General features: G+C 24.2%; 25 protein-coding genes. 14 read left to right on the forward strand and 11 right to left on the reverse strand.

The features are described 5' to 3' along the window. Positions 1-42 precede the first annotated feature (42 nt). The 11 genes from ACQY5W_RS11235 to ACQY5W_RS11285 all read right to left on the reverse strand — a co-directional run bounded on the left by ACQY5W_RS11235 (position 43) and on the right by ACQY5W_RS11285 (position 6,012). Positions 43-222, reverse strand: a complete 180-nt coding sequence (locus ACQY5W_RS11235; RefSeq protein WP_428025066.1) for a hypothetical protein — start codon at positions 220-222, stop codon at positions 43-45. After that, entirely contained in the window at positions 222-1,223 is a 1,002-nt protein-coding gene (locus tag ACQY5W_RS11240; protein ID WP_428025067.1) for a hypothetical protein, read from the reverse strand. The genes ACQY5W_RS11235 and ACQY5W_RS11240 overlap by 1 nt, the downstream gene beginning before the upstream one ends. Before the next feature lie 63 nt (positions 1,224-1,286). Then, on the reverse strand, positions 1,287-1,595 hold the full coding sequence (locus ACQY5W_RS11245; protein ID WP_428025068.1) for a hypothetical protein: 309 nt from the start codon (positions 1,593-1,595) through the stop codon (positions 1,287-1,289). 46 nt (positions 1,596-1,641) lie between these two features. Further along, positions 1,642-1,806 carry a hypothetical protein gene (locus ACQY5W_RS11250; protein WP_428025069.1) on the reverse strand — a complete coding sequence of 55 codons (165 nt, stop codon included), beginning with the start codon at positions 1,804-1,806 and terminating at the stop codon, positions 1,642-1,644. Between the two features lie 4 nt (positions 1,807-1,810). After that, positions 1,811-2,446 (reverse strand): hypothetical protein, encoded by a 636-nt coding sequence (locus ACQY5W_RS11255; protein ID WP_428025070.1) that lies wholly within the window; start codon positions 2,444-2,446, stop codon positions 1,811-1,813. A 21-nt stretch (positions 2,447-2,467) separates the two neighbouring features. Continuing rightward, on the reverse strand, positions 2,468-2,797 hold the full coding sequence (locus ACQY5W_RS11260) for a hypothetical protein (RefSeq protein ID WP_428025071.1): 330 nt from the start codon (positions 2,795-2,797) through the stop codon (positions 2,468-2,470). Between the two features lie 129 nt (positions 2,798-2,926). Beyond that, positions 2,927-3,172: a hypothetical protein gene (locus ACQY5W_RS11265; RefSeq protein WP_428025072.1), complete on the reverse strand. Its 246-nt coding sequence runs from the start codon at positions 3,170-3,172 to the stop codon at positions 2,927-2,929. 134 nt (positions 3,173-3,306) lie between these two features. Beyond that, a complete protein-coding gene (locus tag ACQY5W_RS11270) occupies positions 3,307-3,549 on the reverse strand; it encodes a hypothetical protein (protein WP_428025073.1) in 243 nt (80 codons plus the stop codon). A gap of 121 nt (positions 3,550-3,670) precedes the next feature. Continuing rightward, positions 3,671-4,090 carry a hypothetical protein gene (locus ACQY5W_RS11275; protein ID WP_428025074.1) on the reverse strand — a complete coding sequence of 140 codons (420 nt, stop codon included), beginning with the start codon at positions 4,088-4,090 and terminating at the stop codon, positions 3,671-3,673. A gap of 25 nt (positions 4,091-4,115) precedes the next feature. Further along, positions 4,116-4,403: a hypothetical protein gene (locus ACQY5W_RS11280; protein WP_428025075.1), complete on the reverse strand. Its 288-nt coding sequence runs from the start codon at positions 4,401-4,403 to the stop codon at positions 4,116-4,118. Between the two features lie 22 nt (positions 4,404-4,425). Beyond that, entirely contained in the window at positions 4,426-6,012 is a 1,587-nt protein-coding gene (locus ACQY5W_RS11285; RefSeq protein WP_428025076.1) for a hypothetical protein, read from the reverse strand. A 381-nt stretch (positions 6,013-6,393) separates the two neighbouring features. Here ACQY5W_RS11285 and ACQY5W_RS11290 point away from each other — a divergent pair, with 381 nt between their 5' ends. The 14 genes from ACQY5W_RS11290 to ACQY5W_RS11355 all read left to right on the forward strand — a co-directional run bounded on the left by ACQY5W_RS11290 (position 6,394) and on the right by ACQY5W_RS11355 (position 14,783). Then, positions 6,394-6,552 (forward strand): hypothetical protein, encoded by a 159-nt coding sequence (locus ACQY5W_RS11290; RefSeq protein ID WP_428025077.1) that lies wholly within the window; start codon positions 6,394-6,396, stop codon positions 6,550-6,552. A gap of 21 nt (positions 6,553-6,573) precedes the next feature. After that, positions 6,574-6,747: a hypothetical protein gene (locus ACQY5W_RS11295; protein WP_428025078.1), complete on the forward strand. Its 174-nt coding sequence runs from the start codon at positions 6,574-6,576 to the stop codon at positions 6,745-6,747. Between the two features lie 23 nt (positions 6,748-6,770). Beyond that, the gene (locus tag ACQY5W_RS11300) at positions 6,771-7,184 is read left to right on the forward strand and encodes a hypothetical protein (protein ID WP_428025079.1); all 414 of its coding nucleotides are present in this window, start codon (positions 6,771-6,773) and stop codon (positions 7,182-7,184) included. Continuing rightward, the gene (locus ACQY5W_RS11305; RefSeq protein ID WP_428025080.1) at positions 7,185-7,424 is read left to right on the forward strand and encodes a hypothetical protein; all 240 of its coding nucleotides are present in this window, start codon (positions 7,185-7,187) and stop codon (positions 7,422-7,424) included. A 5-nt stretch (positions 7,425-7,429) separates the two neighbouring features. Then, positions 7,430-9,259, forward strand: a complete 1,830-nt coding sequence (locus ACQY5W_RS11310) for an FtsK/SpoIIIE domain-containing protein (RefSeq protein WP_428025081.1) — start codon at positions 7,430-7,432, stop codon at positions 9,257-9,259. Between the two features lie 679 nt (positions 9,260-9,938). Then, entirely contained in the window at positions 9,939-10,115 is a 177-nt protein-coding gene (locus ACQY5W_RS11315) for a hypothetical protein (RefSeq protein ID WP_428025082.1), read from the forward strand. Positions 10,116-10,127: 12 nt separating this feature from the next. Further along, positions 10,128-12,065 (forward strand): DUF927 domain-containing protein, encoded by a 1,938-nt coding sequence (locus ACQY5W_RS11320; RefSeq protein ID WP_428025083.1) that lies wholly within the window; start codon positions 10,128-10,130, stop codon positions 12,063-12,065. Positions 12,066-12,086: 21 nt separating this feature from the next. After that, a complete protein-coding gene (locus tag ACQY5W_RS11325) occupies positions 12,087-12,446 on the forward strand; it encodes a hypothetical protein (protein ID WP_428025084.1) in 360 nt (119 codons plus the stop codon). Then, positions 12,443-12,700 carry a hypothetical protein gene (locus ACQY5W_RS11330; RefSeq protein WP_428025085.1) on the forward strand — a complete coding sequence of 86 codons (258 nt, stop codon included), beginning with the start codon at positions 12,443-12,445 and terminating at the stop codon, positions 12,698-12,700. The genes ACQY5W_RS11325 and ACQY5W_RS11330 overlap by 4 nt, the downstream gene beginning before the upstream one ends. A gap of 36 nt (positions 12,701-12,736) precedes the next feature. Next, positions 12,737-13,213, forward strand: coding sequence for a hypothetical protein (locus tag ACQY5W_RS11335; protein WP_428025086.1), 477 nt, complete (start codon positions 12,737-12,739; stop codon positions 13,211-13,213). Positions 13,214-13,219: 6 nt separating this feature from the next. Further along, complete coding sequence (locus ACQY5W_RS11340; protein WP_428025087.1) at positions 13,220-13,666, forward strand: hypothetical protein; 447 nt, start codon at positions 13,220-13,222, stop codon at positions 13,664-13,666. Between the two features lie 64 nt (positions 13,667-13,730). Beyond that, complete coding sequence (locus ACQY5W_RS11345) at positions 13,731-14,135, forward strand: hypothetical protein (RefSeq protein ID WP_428025088.1); 405 nt, start codon at positions 13,731-13,733, stop codon at positions 14,133-14,135. Positions 14,136-14,147: 12 nt separating this feature from the next. Next, positions 14,148-14,489, forward strand: coding sequence for a hypothetical protein (locus ACQY5W_RS11350; RefSeq protein ID WP_428025089.1), 342 nt, complete (start codon positions 14,148-14,150; stop codon positions 14,487-14,489). Positions 14,490-14,582: 93 nt separating this feature from the next. Beyond that, positions 14,583-14,783, forward strand: a complete 201-nt coding sequence (locus ACQY5W_RS11355; protein ID WP_428025090.1) for a hypothetical protein — start codon at positions 14,583-14,585, stop codon at positions 14,781-14,783. The last annotated feature ends 230 nt before the right edge of the window (positions 14,784-15,013 follow it).

The following is a 15,013-nucleotide window of genomic DNA, read 5'->3' on the forward strand; positions in this document are numbered from 1 at the left end:
ATATTGTACTATAAAACAGACAAAACAAAAAGAAGCTTAGATTTACCAAGCTTCTTTAATTATTTTATACATTTTTTCTAATGTTTCAAAAGATATATAATTATTTGTAATATATATTTTTTCAATTTCTTTATTCCTTATAAACAAATTGGCTATAATTCTATTATCATCTATTATTGCATAAATTGGGCATCTTCCTTTTTGAATACATCTTAAATACATTATTTATTATCATTTCGACTTCTTAAAGCATCTGCTAAATGACTTGTTAATTCTTTATCTTTTGCGGAGCTAACGGCATTAGTCGCCAACTCATTAACTTTTTTATAAGCTTCATCAAGTTTATTTTCTAAATTAGTCATATTTTGTTTTTGATCAATAATTACATTATCTTTTAAATCTATGATAGAATTTAAATGGTCTATTTTTGACTCATATTTTGATTTCTGAATATTTAAAGCAATTTCTTTTTCTTTATCTGCCTTTTTCTTTGTTTCTGTTTTTGTTTCTTCAGCTATTGTTTTATTTTTTTCTTCAAGAGTTTTTATAATTTCTTCATATGCATTTATATGTTTTTCTTTTTCTTCAACTTCTGAAACTCTTTTATCTAAATCATTATCTTCATTTTCAATTTCTTTCTTTTTACTGATAACATATTCATCAAAAGTCTTTTTCTTTTGAGCTAATTCATCTTTTAGCTTATCTTCTCTAAGCTTCTTTTCTCTTTCAAAATTATAATTTTCTTTGTCCTTTTCTCTATTAATTTTAAGAAATTCATCATCTTTAAAAGATTTAACACTTTTCTTAGCTTCTTCTAATTTTTCTGAATAATAATTATCAATTTCGTCTTTTTTCTTTGACAATTGATCATCTAAGGAATCTTTTTCATTTTCTAATTTTTCAATAGCAAGTTTTAAAGCTTCTAAGCTTGAAGCTTCAACTTCTATATCATATAAATTTTTAATTTCTTTAGATTTTATTGCTATAGCTTCATCAATATCATTTAGATTATTTACTTTTTGAGTAAAATCATTTAAGAATGAATTTAGCCCTCTTGTTATATCGTTATAATCTCTAGCCACATTAGTAGCAGTTGACAAAGTAGCTTTTTCCTTTTTTTCTGCAATTGTTTGATTCTTCAGCTTTTTAATTTCTTCTAATTTTTCCTTATAGGCATCCCATATTATTGTTTTTGTACTCTTTGATGTAACTTTTTCTGACATTTAAAAATCCTCTTTTCTTTTATTTTTGTTTTATTTATTTAAAGCATTATGCTTAAATATTAATTAATCTTCACCTATATATTTATAATTGTTTGAAATAAACCGTTTATGTCTTACATTTGTTGTCTGACTAACATTAATGCTACTATGTCCATTTACATTACTGATTTGTCCACTATTATTATTAATTATTATTGATTCATTATTTATACTTTCTAAATTTCCTAAGCTAGTATTATTATTTAATTCAGCTTCTTGACAATTAGATTTTTCTTTCATTGAATCATTAATATTATCAATAATTTCATTAACTAGAATTACTTCAGACCTTAATTCTACGGTTTCTAAAGCTTCATTAATAGTTTCCAACATACTTATAATACTTTTTTTTGCCGAATTTTTTTCTTTTTTAAAATTATTAAACATTTCTTAAATTCTCCTTTACCTTTTTTAAATTTTCTCTAAATTTATTTTCATCAGAACTTTTATTATTAGATTGAATTATCTTTTCTCTTTTGTTTTGTTCTTCTATCTCTTTTCCCTCAATATATCTATTATAACTATTTACAATATCATTATACACTTAATCACTCCTTTACAAAGTCATATAATACTACACCGTTATTAACGATCAATATATAGTTTTCTTTATTCAAATTATTTGGTATTACTAACATAATTTCCTTATTTTCTATCTTTGTAGATATCAACTTTATATTTTCTTTTAATTCTTCCCAAACTGCCAATTTTGTTGCATCACCATTGTGGGCTTGCATAACTTCGATCATGAATGACTTATCAGTTGGTAATATTTCTATTGTTTTAATTGATTTTTTATATGTTATATCTGCGATACCTCCAAAATTTTCTCGCAGTATTGCTAATTGTACATCAAGAGTATTAATTTTTTTAGTTGGTTTTGGCTTTTTAGTTGGTTTTGGTGTTACAATTTCAGTCGATTTACTTTTTATTTTATCTTCAGGAGATAAAGTTTTTTTATTTTTTATTTTGTCTTTTGCTAAATTAGATTTATTCTTATTATCATTATTCTTCTTTTTAACCTTATCTTTAGTTACAATTTTATTTTCTGTTTTATCATTTTGGGAATCATCACTTAAAAGAGCTCCTCCAACTCCTAAACATGTTATAAAACTAAGAAAAAATATTCCACCTATAATTATTAATGTTATTTTCAAAACTTGATTATTTGTATATTTATTCATTTCAAAATTCCTCCTGTTATTTTATCTTTTATTAATTCTTTCAATTTTTTTCATTAATTTTTCATTGTTAATTTTTTCAGCAATAAAATCCAGCTCTGATTCCGACAATCTTTCAGGCTCAACGAGTTCATATCCACCGTCATAGCCGCCATAGGTCTCAATTTTATGACCTAAAATTTCCAGTGTTTTCTTATAATAATAAATTGACCTTTTGTTATTAAGTCCTAATCTTTCTGAAAGTTCAGGAGCTTTTTTTCTTCCTTCTTCTTTCAAGATTTTTAACATTTTTAAAGCATTTTCAAGCTTTTTTGTTTTCGTATTATCGTAGTATTTTTTCTTTTTCATTGCCATATTATCAACCTCACTTTATTTATCATTTTGTCCTAGTTGTATTTAGGACAAAATGATATTATAATGTATATGTTTTAAAAAATTTAAATAATTATTACTACTTTTCATGGCTGATAATATCAGCCTTTTTTATATCTCCGCTTTTTCAAGCTTTTCAAGATATTTTGGATCACATGATCCATCTGTAAATTCTTCATCTGGATTGAAATTCATAACTCTAGGACTATGATATTTATTACAATCGTCACAATACCAAAAACCTATAAACTTCAATAAACAAATTTTCATTTGTGAAAACTTAAATCCTATTTTATGTATTTTTTTATTAATTACTCTTATAATCCAAAATTTTATAAAAGTATCATGATATTTCATCGTTTTTTCCTCCTAATCAAACAAGATTTCAATTAATAATTCAATAATATCCCAAAAATCTTTTCTAAAAATTATTAATAAGATTATAATTACTATAACTATTAAAGTTATTTTCATGCACTGCCACCCCTTTTTTAATCCATTGAAATCTTATTATTAAGATTATCAAATGTTACTAAATGTATATTAAAATCAAATTCTGCCTTTTCTACACTTCCATTATATTTAAATACATGATTTTTTTTATTTGATTCTAAGAATGTAAAAGAATCTTTTTCTTTAAGAAAGTTTACAAAGCTATAAGGATATAGATTTTTTGAAAATCTTAATATAGTAGTTCCTGTAACTTCATTTAACTTAAAATTTACACTTAACATTTTAAATACCTCCAAACATTTTTATAAATTGCTCAGCTTTTCTATTTGGTTTATATGGTTTGTTTTTAGGCAAGTAACAAATTAATTTATATTCATAATCATCATAATTATGCTGCCCGGACTATTTATTCCATGAATTACTTTTAATAAGAACTATATGAATTGAATTTATGTCAAATTCTGCATCTGATTTATTATTTTCTGAATATGTAATATTGCCATTGTCTGAATAGTATTTATCAATATATTTTCCAAATATAACATTTGGTCCATATAGAATTTCTCCGGTTTCACGACAACCATCATCGCCAGCCCATGAATGTTCATGGGATATATTATTCAACATACAGTATTCATTAAACCCTTTTGCTGTAGTACAAGTTTGAATTTGATAATCCTTCCAAACATCAAGCTTTTTAACAGCTTGTTTTAAATGTTGAACATTTATTTTTCCTTCTGTTTTTTCTAACAATTCGGCGGCTAACAAAGCTACCTTTTCTATTCTCTTTTCTTCTTTAAACATTCTTAATTTTCTTTTCATTGTATAAATCCTCCCATTTTTTTTATTATCTATATTTATTAATTATTTTTAACAATAGAAGATTTTTATTATCTTCATAAAAATTTCTCATTCTTGCGGCTTCATCTGTAGTATTACATTTTTGTACAAATATACATTGTGCTAGAAATCCACCCGGTTTTGACCAGATAATTTCATCTGTATTTTTATCAATAACCTCAATAAGATCATTATTATTCTTTGTCTCTTTTAATACTTTATTAAAATTACTAGTCCATGAAGTATTAAATAATTTATTCTCTTCATCAAAATATTTTAATTTAAAATTATTCATAATATCCTCCTAAGAGGGGATTTTATCCCCTATTTAAATCAATTAATTCAAACTCGGCTATTTCTTTACAAGTTAGCTTTCGATTATAAGTCAAAACTTCAAACTTATATTCTTTTTGATTCTCATGATTTATTAATCCATTCATAGGCTGACAAGAAGGAGAAAACCCTCTTGATCTATATGTATACTTGAAAAAATTTGTTGATTTAATCCAGTGAGGGATTGAGTCAATAATCTTTTCATTTATTAAGTCATTTAAAGCAACCCTTCCACCTTCTGGAATATATGGAGTTTTTCCATTCATTGAAGCATATCCAAGGTCTTTATGATATAAAGTATATTCATCAATATAACAAAGATTTCCATTACCAAATGTTATATCACTATTTAATTTCACTATTTTAAAATCCTCATCTTTTAAAATTTTGAAATTAGGTTCTTTCTTGAAATTTTTTATTTGTTCTTGATAATTGTTAACTTCTTCTATAATTGAGTTTTTAAAACTATTAAGAAAATCTATATATTTAACGATTTTTGATCTTATTTCTTGCAATTCAGATAAATAAAATTCTTCATTTAGAAAGGTACTGTAATAAAATAAATTAATATCTAAACCCTTCTTTTCTCTTTGAAATTTATTAAGAACTTTTGTTCTTTGATCTTTAGCTAATCTATTAAAATAAATCTTAATTTCTTTTTCTGTTTTAATTCCAGCATTGCAAGTTTCAACTAAATTATTAATTATTTCTTTTTTTTCTTCTTCTTCATGATCTGTGATTTGATACCATTCTTTATCATGATCTTTCTTAACTTCTTCAGTTGATTCATTATTATTATTTTCTTCTTCTTCAATTAATTTCATTCTTTCATCATAACCTTTATCAATTACTTTCATTCTTTCATCATGATCTTTGCCAAGCAAAACATTTATTTGATTATAAACATATGATTCATTTGTTGCCTTGATCTTAGCTTCCATTGTTACAATTCTTGTAGATCCATTCATTCGATCGATATTGCTTATACAATATTCAGGATAATTATTTTTTCTATTTCCGCCAATTTCTTCGACTTCATAGAATATTCCAAATTTGTCAATTGTTACATTTGTAATCTTATACCATCCGGAATCATTTGCCATATCTCCACAATTATAGAGATATTGACCTATTTGATATTTAGTTTCTTTTTTAGCTTCTTTTTTTACTTCTATAACTTCTTCTAATATTACATCTTCTTCAGTTTCTATAATTTCTTCTTCAGCTTTTAATATTTCTTCTTCTTCTTCAGTTTCTAATAAATCATCAACTGATTTTTTAAATTCTCTATATAATTTATTGAATTCTTTTATATATTCCTCGTCAATACAGACTTGGAATTCAAAGAATTTATCATCTTCACAATAAAAAGAATAATCATATAAATACATTGTTACTTCCTCTGAATATAAATCAACTAATATTTCACTTAATTTTATTCCTTCAGCTTCTAAGCAATCAAAAACTTTGATAGTTACTAATCTATATCCAGCTTCGCAATTCAAAGTTTTTTCACCTTCTAAACTATCTACGAAAAATTTGTTTTCTAATTTCTTTGTTAATCTAATCATAATCTGCCTCCTAAGGTTTTTTTGTTTTTCTCTATGACTCTATTATATTACATGGAATCTATTTTGTCAATAAGAACGTAAAAAAAAGATACATTTTTCATGTATCTATCTAAAAATCTAAACAATTCGCATTATTATTATTACTTACATATTTAACTATACCGACCAGTTAAATATATTATAAGGAGACAGAATAAATTAAATTTCAATTTAATTAACTCTGTGTTTAAAACTTACAGCCTCTATTATATTACATTAACTCTATTTTGTCAATAAGATTTATGATTTATGCAATTATATATAATTAATTTTGCAATAGTTTTTATTCCATTATTATTGTAAGTATGATAAAATTATATTAAATGATTTTTGGAGGCTAAAATGAATAAAAAAGAAGCTCGAACTTATTTATTAACAAAAGATATCATTGAAGCAATTGAAAAGGCTTCAAATATTAATAAGGTTGGAGATAGTAAAAACACTATTGTTAAAAAATGTATTATATTTGGATTGAAAGAATTATACGATATCAAAATATAAAAATAAAGAAAGGATGATATTATGAAAAACAATAAAAAAGAAAAACAAACAACTTATAAAATTAAGTCAAAGTTTTTTTGTCAATCGTGCAAAAAATTATTATATGAAAAATATATAGGAGAAGAATGTATGATTTGTGGTGCGGTGCGTTGTGAATTCTGCTCCAATGAAAATATTTGTAATTGTGATGATTAGAAAGTTAGAAAGGAAAAAATATAATGAAAAATTTATTTAATGGCCTTAAAAGTTTAATGTTAAGACCAAAATTAGTTAAAATAATATTTTTAGTTGTAATAATTATATTTATGTATAACATTTACAATTACTTAAAAACTGAAAAAAATCCAGTATATTTTTTCAGTTTTTATCTTGCCATTCCTGCTTATTTATATATTCTAGGAATGATTAACCAAGAAAAAGAAGAAAAAATGTCAGTTAAAGAAAATTCTTTGCCTGCAGTTCAAGAAAATAATATTCCAGTTGATGAATTTAATGATCAACAAGATATAGATAAACTTGAGAAAAGAATTATAAAAACCTCAAGAACTGAAGAAATAGAAACAATCTATTTCAGAGGTGGACAGGCATATAGGAACAAAGAAACATATTACTTTAATAGGGAGGGAAATTAAATGTTATTTTCAAATGTAATAGAGAATTTAATTAATAGTTTAACAGGGTCTATTTCATTATGTATTGCTGTTCTAGGAGTTGTGGCAATAGCTTGGTACGTCATAAACTCAAAATTTAAATTTTTATCGGCAGTTTTAACATTTCTGTTGATAGCGATTTTAAGCTATTTGGCTTTTAATCCAAATTTAATTCAAGAAATAGGTGGAAAATTATTTTTTATGATATATGAAGGGATCTGATAAAATTGAAAATTTTAAATAAAAAAAATAAGCCTAAAAAAAAATTAAGCACTATTATAATTAAATACTTATTTAAATACCTAATGGTAGCTCTAAAATTTATATTTAGAGCTACCATTGAAGGTTTTACCTCTGATCAATGTATACTATTTCAAAATAGAAAGAAGATTAAAATTATAAACTTTGTATCCCTAAGTATTATTTTAATTTTATCATATTTAAATATAGTATGGGTTAAATTAATCTTTTTTTTCACTTTAAAAGGATTTATTTTAATGTTGCATAATTCTAAGCAAAACATTAAAACACTTAAAATTAAGCAAAAATATAAAAGATTATCGAATGAATTTTTTGATAATAAATTAGATATTGTTTATGTTGATAATGAAAAAATAACAATAATATCAAATCAATTAACTATTGAAGATATTATTAAATCTAAAAGCAAATTTGAATTATTCTTTAATAGAAATATATCTTTTATTAGAAATCAACAAAAGAATCTTAGGTATATTGATTTATATTTTTCAAAAGAAATAAAATTTAATGATTGTTACCCTTTTCAAGAATATCTATCTAAAATAGATGAAAAAGAAATAAAAAATAAATCAATTCCAGCAGTTATTGGAGTTGATGAAAAAGAAAATATTGTAATAATTGACTTTGCAAAAGTAAAAAATTTGTTTATCGCAGGGGAACCCGGTGGAGGAAAATCCGTTTTAACAAATGTCATAATACAATCATTAATGATCTTAAATCAAAATATTATGTTTATCATGGTCGATCTAAAAGAAGGGGTAGAGTTGAGCGATTATGATAATTTTAGAAATACAATAGTAGTTAGCAACACAAAAGAGCTATGCAGCATAATAAATAAAATAAATGAAATCATGATCGATAGATTACAAAAGATAAGAAAAACAGAAAATTGCAAGAATTATTTTGATTATAATAATAAAAAAAATACCGAAAACATGTCGGAAATTTTTCTGATAATTGATGAATTAGCTGAAATAAAGTTAAATTCATCAAGTAAGAGACGTTCCGATGAAGAAACACAACTATTACAAATCGGTCAAAAAGCGAGAGCCGCCGGGATATATATTGTCGGAGCTACACAACGACCCAGCGGCGAACAAATAAATACAGATTTTAGAGCTATATTTCAAAAGGCGATATCTTTCTGTATTTCAACGAAAGAAACCCAGCGAATGACTAAAGTTCCAGACACCGAAAAATTAAAACCTGGGGAATTCAAAACTAATATCTGGAATAAAACTTCCAATATTTATAAAGCTTTTTTAGTAGATTCAAAACATAATAAAATTTATGATGATTTAAAACATGTTCTAAAAAATGAAAAAGTACTTATAAATATACTGGAAAAAAAGAAGACTAAACACTATAGTTTATTCCAAAGAATAGTTAACAAGTTTAACAAAGGTTATGACGAAAAGTTAGTACAAGCCTTTAATTGGTACAATTATTTAAAAACTGTTCCTAGCTCAGTAAAAATGCAAGTTATAGACATTAAAAAATTAGTACAAAATGATAATAATTCTATAGAAAAACCTCAAATTAAACATGGGGATAACTACTTTTTACTTTTAAAATTCTTGCTGGAAAATAAACAGGAAAATAATTTGATTCCAGCAAGCAGTAAAATAATAAAATCTTTAAAATTATCAGAGAGAAAAAAGAAAGAATTATTAACAAAAGCACTCGAAGAAAATTACATTAAAAAAAGAGGAAAAACAAGATTTGAGATAAATAATTGTGAAAAGTGGAATGATATTAAAGAATCTATTAAAACAAACCCTACCAAACCAAACTAATTTAAAATTGATGTTATCTTTTTAGTTCTGAGGATAACATCAATTTTTATTCTAGTTACATGCTAGTTACATGATGCAATAAATTCCTTTTAATTGACAAATGATAAAACATATATATACATGTTACCTGTAATAAAATAACGTTACTTTTTTAGTAACATCTTGTAATTTGCTTATAATGCTTATTACAAGAATCAAGTTACTTGTGTTACTTGATAGTGGTAACGCCTCTAGCTTAGTAATAGTCTAAGTTACAGCGATTTGTTACCAAATTTTATTTTTTATAAGCTATTATATATTTTTATATATATAATTATATATACATATGTATATGTTATATGTTAATAATTTGAATTACTTTTTCTATATATATATATATATATATTATTATATTAGGTAACTATATATATATATATATAATAAAAGCAGAATATCACTAAATTTTTGATGTTACTTTTTCCGTTACCAAATGTTACTTTTTTCAAAAAAAAAGTAACATTGAGTTTAAAACGTGATTATTAGTAAGATACAAGTGTTACCAAATTTAAAACGTGATTATTTATAAGATACAAGTGTTGCCAAAAAATAAACACTAAAAAATTCTTGATTTTTTGCTTACTTGTAGTATACTATAAGTTAGATAAAGCATAAAAGACTATTATAATTTTGGAGGTTTGAAATGGCATTAATTAAAAAAATATCTGTATATGGTTCAAGTGGATCTAAGTGTATTGTTTTGTCAAAAGATATACGAGACTTAGTTGATATTAAAGAATTTATTTCGATAACTATCGAAGATAATAAATTAATAATAGAGCCTGTTGAATCAATAGAAAACAGTACAAAATCCACGTAAAGGAGATTTCGTATGATTAAAATTGTTGCAAAAAATGTAATCTCCCTAATTACAATTTTAAATAAACGTATAAATTCTATTAGATTAGGAGATGAAAAAGTTTATTTAGAATTCGATAACATTAAGGGTTTATATAATGTTACTTTAAAAGAAAAAGCAGTAATTGTATATATAAATAAAGAGATTACAGCTGACGAAAGAGAATATATCAAGAATACAATAAAAAATATATACAATAGAGAATCTATCATAAAAATAACATTAAACGATTCAATAATTCCAGATGGTTTTATTTATGATAATTTAGGAATATTGGTTAGAAAAGAAAAAGTTACTCCTAAAAACACTTATATTCATTATGTTAGAATATCCGATAAATGGCTCTTTATTAAATCAAAGGTTTATAGTAAATATCATGATATTTATCAATTTGAAATTGAAAGTTTTGATCCAGTAACAAAAGAGTCAAGGATTGAATTATGTTCGGCTGAAACTATAGGAAAATGGGGATTATGTGTAAGTTTTTTAATGAATTCATTGGCAGTCAATACAAATGAAGAATTTAAAAAAGATTTAACTACATTATTTACTCGAATAAGTTCAGAAAATGAAATTCCAGATAAAATAACTATTCCATACATGGGATGGAATGAAAATAATACAGAATTTTTTCCATATTCAGATAAATTAAATATTGATTTTACAGGAGATACAAGCAAATATTTAAAAAATACCATAAAAGCCTTCCAGCCCAAAGGGGAAATTAATAAATTTATTAACAAATTAAAAAATTTTATTAATGATAATTATGATAGTGACTTTATAATATCTGAAAAATTTGCTGCACCACTTATCGATATTATAGGGATAAGAAGTTTTTCCATAAATTATTATGGAAAATCAGGTACTTTTAAATCATTAGCAAATAAATTTGGAATAGCTTGTTTTGGTGATCCTGAAAAATTAAGTTCTTCAGGTGGACACACAAAACTTGTATTAATGGAGAAATTAGCCAAATTTCACAACCTACCATTTTATATTGATGAAATAAAGGAAGAAACAATAGATATTTATGGAGTAGGGAATGAAAGTGGCAGACAAAGATTAAATAAAAATGCACAAATAATGGAGTCAGTGACATGGAGAACTATAATGTCGTGTACTTCAGAACATTCAATGGAAAAGGATTCAAACAAAGAAGGTGAAATAAATCGAGTAATATGTTTATCGGTTGATTGTGTACCAAAAAACCTTAAAAATTTAGATGACTTTTCAAAGGAAGAATTTGCAAGAGATAATTATCTATTCATTAAAAATAATTATGGGCAATTAGGCGAATTATATATACAGGAAGTAATTAAATTAAAACCAATTCTAAATAATATATATCAAGAAATCTTAAACAACATATATGATAAAAATAAAAATAAGCAACATTTATATATGATAGCTTCTATAAGCTTAGCAAATTATATTTATAGAAAATTATTTTTTGATATTGATGATATTAATTACTCAATTAAATTAGGTAAAATATTTGTTAAAAAATTACAAGATATTGAAAATTTAGACTCTGATATAAAAATGTTACGTACAATAATGGAATTTTATGATATCAATGAAAATGCTTTCAAAATTACTGGAAAAGAATTTAAATGTAATTATTGTTATGGAGCAGTAAGGGAAGATCAAATATATTTTATTTTAAATCCATTAAAAGAATACTTAGAAAAAAAGGGTTTTAACTGGAATGATAAAAAATCTTTAATTGATAGAAATTTAATTGAATATAAAAACGCAAGAATAGATAATGATTTAAAAAAGCGAATAATAGTTAATACTTCTATATTAACTAAAAATACAAATAAAACTCTTTGGGATGATATGACACCTGAAGGAATCATAAATGAGTTAGGTGATAATGATCTACCACTGCCGCCTAAATTTTAAAAAAAAGGAATGATAAAAACAATGAAAGAAAAAATGAAAGCAATGATATTAAATTTATTAAAAGAAAAAAGAAGTGAAGGTATAAGCTTCGCACAAATAGAAAATATGTTTGATGATAATAATATTGACTATAATGGGGATCATATTATTAGATCATCAAAATATAAAAAGATATATTATTGGCTGAATATGTCCGACGACTTTTCACGTGCAATAATCGAACTTAGAAAAGAAGATAAGATAGAATTCAGTGAATGTAATGTAATAATATATTTAGCAGATGGGAAAATAATTAAAGATCCATTAGCTAGAAAAGCCATTGAATATAAGGAGCCGCATTGGCTTCCAGTTCTTATAAAAATGAAAGAGGTGAAAATATGAACTATATAAAATTAAAGCAAATTAATGAAGATGCAAAACTAATCAACTTTTTCTTTTCAGGTCAATTGACAAAAGACTATGAAATAAAAGTTAATTCAAAAAAATTTGAAGTTGATAAACTTAATATTGCTTTAAATCAATTATATGAAAATAGCAAGTTAAGGCAACAATGGCAAGCTAAGCAATTAAAAGATTGTATTATTGTATCGTTACTCGATATAAACAAAAATTTAAAAGCTAAAAAATTTAAATAGTTTTCAAAAACTTTAAAAATGAGAGGAGAATTTTAAATGTATATTAAATACACTATATACAATAAAAATACTGAAGATGAAAGACATTATATGAAGATAGAAGGAACTGGAATTAATGTTTGTGGACTTTCAAAAGAATCAACTTTTGATCAATTAAAAAGAACTTTAAATTGTTTTATAACTGATCTTAAACAATTAAGGCAAGTTGAAATTGGTAATATACAAGAAACACAAACCGAAGCATTATCATTTGATGCCCAAATGAGTAAAATTGATAGGGAAATTATTAAAAAAGTTGTTCAGGATGAAATAGAAGAAATAAACAAGGATAAATTTAGATTAATAGAATCAATCTTAGAGGATAATTTTGATAATTGTCCTATAGAACTTTATAAGAAAATAAAACAGGCTATCAGGTTTGAAACATTTAACAGTAAATTAAAAGAATTTGGTGAATCAATCTCTGATTCTTTAAAACAAGCTGATTATTTAACAAGAAAAAATAGGAGATGATTAAAAATGAATAAAATGAATGAAATAGAACTTGTAAAATGTCCTAATTGTCTTGAAATTGATACCGAATTAAATACTTTTTTAGGAAAAAATCAATTTAATTGTTTAAATTGTAATACGGTTTTTTCAAAGGATCAAATCAATTTAAATAATATATCTGATGGGTACCATACTTTTAAAGAATTATATTATCATAGAATGGTAATGTTTTCGATTATCTGTAATCAAAATAAAGATAAGGCATGTAAAAGCAAATTACATTCCGATGGCGATGGAACAATGTATAAAAATTATTTCATAGCTGAAATCAAAACGCCAGAAGGAAATTTTAGTTATCATTTCAATCTTAAATACTGGAATTGGTTCAAAATCCCAGCAGTTGAAAAAGCTCCGAAATGGGACGGGCATCAACCAAAAGATATTGATAGATTGTTGAGTTTGTATCATGAATAAGGATCAATTAATAAAAGAACTCAACAAAAACCTAAAAATTTTAAAAGATTGGAGCAAAGAAAAAATGAATAAAAGAATAAAGTGTACTTACTGTCATAGAGCGTATATAAAAAATACTTCTGGTATATGTTCTAATTGCAAAGAAAAAATTGAAAAAAATCAGTTTTTAGAAAAGAGAATTAAAACAAATAATCTTGATCTTGAATGGATAGTGTTTGAATTTAATTGGAATAAAAAAAACACTAAACATTTTTTGCAGTTTTCAGAAATGAATCATATAAGACAAGATGATAAATGTTATATCGTGATTTATTCTTTAAATGATCTTTTAGACATTGAATCAATGTTAAATGTTTTTTGTTCAATAAACAACTTAGAAGCACATAAAATAAGAGCCGATATCTCAAATATTGGCTTGCAAAATAGGATTGAAGTTGTTGAAATAGATAAAATTTATAAAGAGGTTTAAAGGGGAATGAATATGATGAAATATAGATATTATGATATGCCTAGAATAGCAAGGATTTTCTTAAGTATTTACGATAGATTACCACAATTAATAGATCAACCAAATGAAGGGTTTCAGCTAGAATCATTTATTCAAATATGGGGCAATACAAGCGGAGGACATGAAGGAATTGGGGGCTCTGCTATGACTTCACAACTAACGGTCATTCTATGGAATGAAAAAAGGGCATTTGTTTTCTTTGATGGAAACTATGGATATAAAGTAAATTTTTCCTTAAAAAATAAAGAATTATTTTTCAAGGATTTACATAATAAAAATATTGCTGGTGCGATATCTCAGAAAAAAAGATATTAATTTTTAGCACTCCCCTCCCCTATTAAAATGATCAAAATTGATAAAATAGTAACCATTTTTGATAGGGGATAGAGGATTAAAAATAGAAAGCTGGTGAAAATATTGATTACTTTAATTATATTAATTATCAAAGTAATAATTAATATAATATTTTTTAATAAAGAAGATGGATTAAATGTTTTTATTTTAAATAATAAAGAAGTAGAATATTATAACCTCAACCATGAAAATAAAAATAAGGAAATGAATAATCCAGATCCATTTCCAATATATATGGGTAAACAAAAAATATAACAATTTATTTGTATATGATACAATCTTATTATAATACTTTTTACTTAGCAAAATTTGAAAAATATATTAATTTAAAATTATCACTTAGCAAAAAGAGCTTTAAAAAAATAGCTCTTTTTGTTTTTGCTAAATATAATATATAATAAAAATTAGAAGTTGCTAAATTAAAATTGCTAAGTTTAAAACTTCTAAAAAATGTATTTTGTGAATTTTACTTTCCTTTATTTTTT

Source organism: Arcobacter sp., assembly GCF_050300555.1.
GTDB lineage: Bacteria > Campylobacterota > Campylobacteria > Campylobacterales > Arcobacteraceae > Arcobacter.

Bases quoted from the DNA above. Each gene is read 5' to 3' on its own strand.
- ACQY5W_RS11235 (WP_428025066.1), bottom strand. From the start codon at position 222: ATGTATTTAAGATGTATTCAAAAAGGAAGATGCCCAATTTATGCAATA.
- ACQY5W_RS11240 (WP_428025067.1), bottom strand. From the start codon at position 1,223: ATGTCAGAAAAAGTTACATCAAAGAGTACAAAAACAATAATATGGGAT.
- ACQY5W_RS11245 (WP_428025068.1), bottom strand. From the start codon at position 1,595: ATGTTGGAAACTATTAATGAAGCTTTAGAAACCGTAGAATTAAGGTCT.
- ACQY5W_RS11255 (WP_428025070.1), bottom strand. From the start codon at position 2,446: ATGAATAAATATACAAATAATCAAGTTTTGAAAATAACATTAATAATT.
- ACQY5W_RS11260 (WP_428025071.1), bottom strand. From the start codon at position 2,797: ATGGCAATGAAAAAGAAAAAATACTACGATAATACGAAAACAAAAAAG.
- ACQY5W_RS11265 (WP_428025072.1), bottom strand. From the start codon at position 3,172: ATGAAATATCATGATACTTTTATAAAATTTTGGATTATAAGAGTAATT.
- ACQY5W_RS11270 (WP_428025073.1), bottom strand. From the start codon at position 3,549: ATGTTAAGTGTAAATTTTAAGTTAAATGAAGTTACAGGAACTACTATA.
- ACQY5W_RS11275 (WP_428025074.1), bottom strand. From the start codon at position 4,090: ATGAAAAGAAAATTAAGAATGTTTAAAGAAGAAAAGAGAATAGAAAAG.
- ACQY5W_RS11280 (WP_428025075.1), bottom strand. From the start codon at position 4,403: ATGAATAATTTTAAATTAAAATATTTTGATGAAGAGAATAAATTATTT.
- ACQY5W_RS11285 (WP_428025076.1), bottom strand. From the start codon at position 6,012: ATGATTAGATTAACAAAGAAATTAGAAAACAAATTTTTCGTAGATAGT.
- ACQY5W_RS11290 (WP_428025077.1), top strand. From the start codon at position 6,394: ATGAATAAAAAAGAAGCTCGAACTTATTTATTAACAAAAGATATCATT.
- ACQY5W_RS11295 (WP_428025078.1), top strand. From the start codon at position 6,574: ATGAAAAACAATAAAAAAGAAAAACAAACAACTTATAAAATTAAGTCA.
- ACQY5W_RS11300 (WP_428025079.1), top strand. From the start codon at position 6,771: ATGAAAAATTTATTTAATGGCCTTAAAAGTTTAATGTTAAGACCAAAA.
- ACQY5W_RS11305 (WP_428025080.1), top strand. From the start codon at position 7,185: ATGTTATTTTCAAATGTAATAGAGAATTTAATTAATAGTTTAACAGGG.
- ACQY5W_RS11315 (WP_428025082.1), top strand. From the start codon at position 9,939: ATGGCATTAATTAAAAAAATATCTGTATATGGTTCAAGTGGATCTAAG.
- ACQY5W_RS11320 (WP_428025083.1), top strand. From the start codon at position 10,128: ATGATTAAAATTGTTGCAAAAAATGTAATCTCCCTAATTACAATTTTA.
- ACQY5W_RS11325 (WP_428025084.1), top strand. From the start codon at position 12,087: ATGAAAGAAAAAATGAAAGCAATGATATTAAATTTATTAAAAGAAAAA.
- ACQY5W_RS11330 (WP_428025085.1), top strand. From the start codon at position 12,443: ATGAACTATATAAAATTAAAGCAAATTAATGAAGATGCAAAACTAATC.
- ACQY5W_RS11335 (WP_428025086.1), top strand. From the start codon at position 12,737: ATGTATATTAAATACACTATATACAATAAAAATACTGAAGATGAAAGA.
- ACQY5W_RS11340 (WP_428025087.1), top strand. From the start codon at position 13,220: ATGAATAAAATGAATGAAATAGAACTTGTAAAATGTCCTAATTGTCTT.
- ACQY5W_RS11345 (WP_428025088.1), top strand. From the start codon at position 13,731: ATGAATAAAAGAATAAAGTGTACTTACTGTCATAGAGCGTATATAAAA.
- ACQY5W_RS11350 (WP_428025089.1), top strand. From the start codon at position 14,148: ATGATGAAATATAGATATTATGATATGCCTAGAATAGCAAGGATTTTC.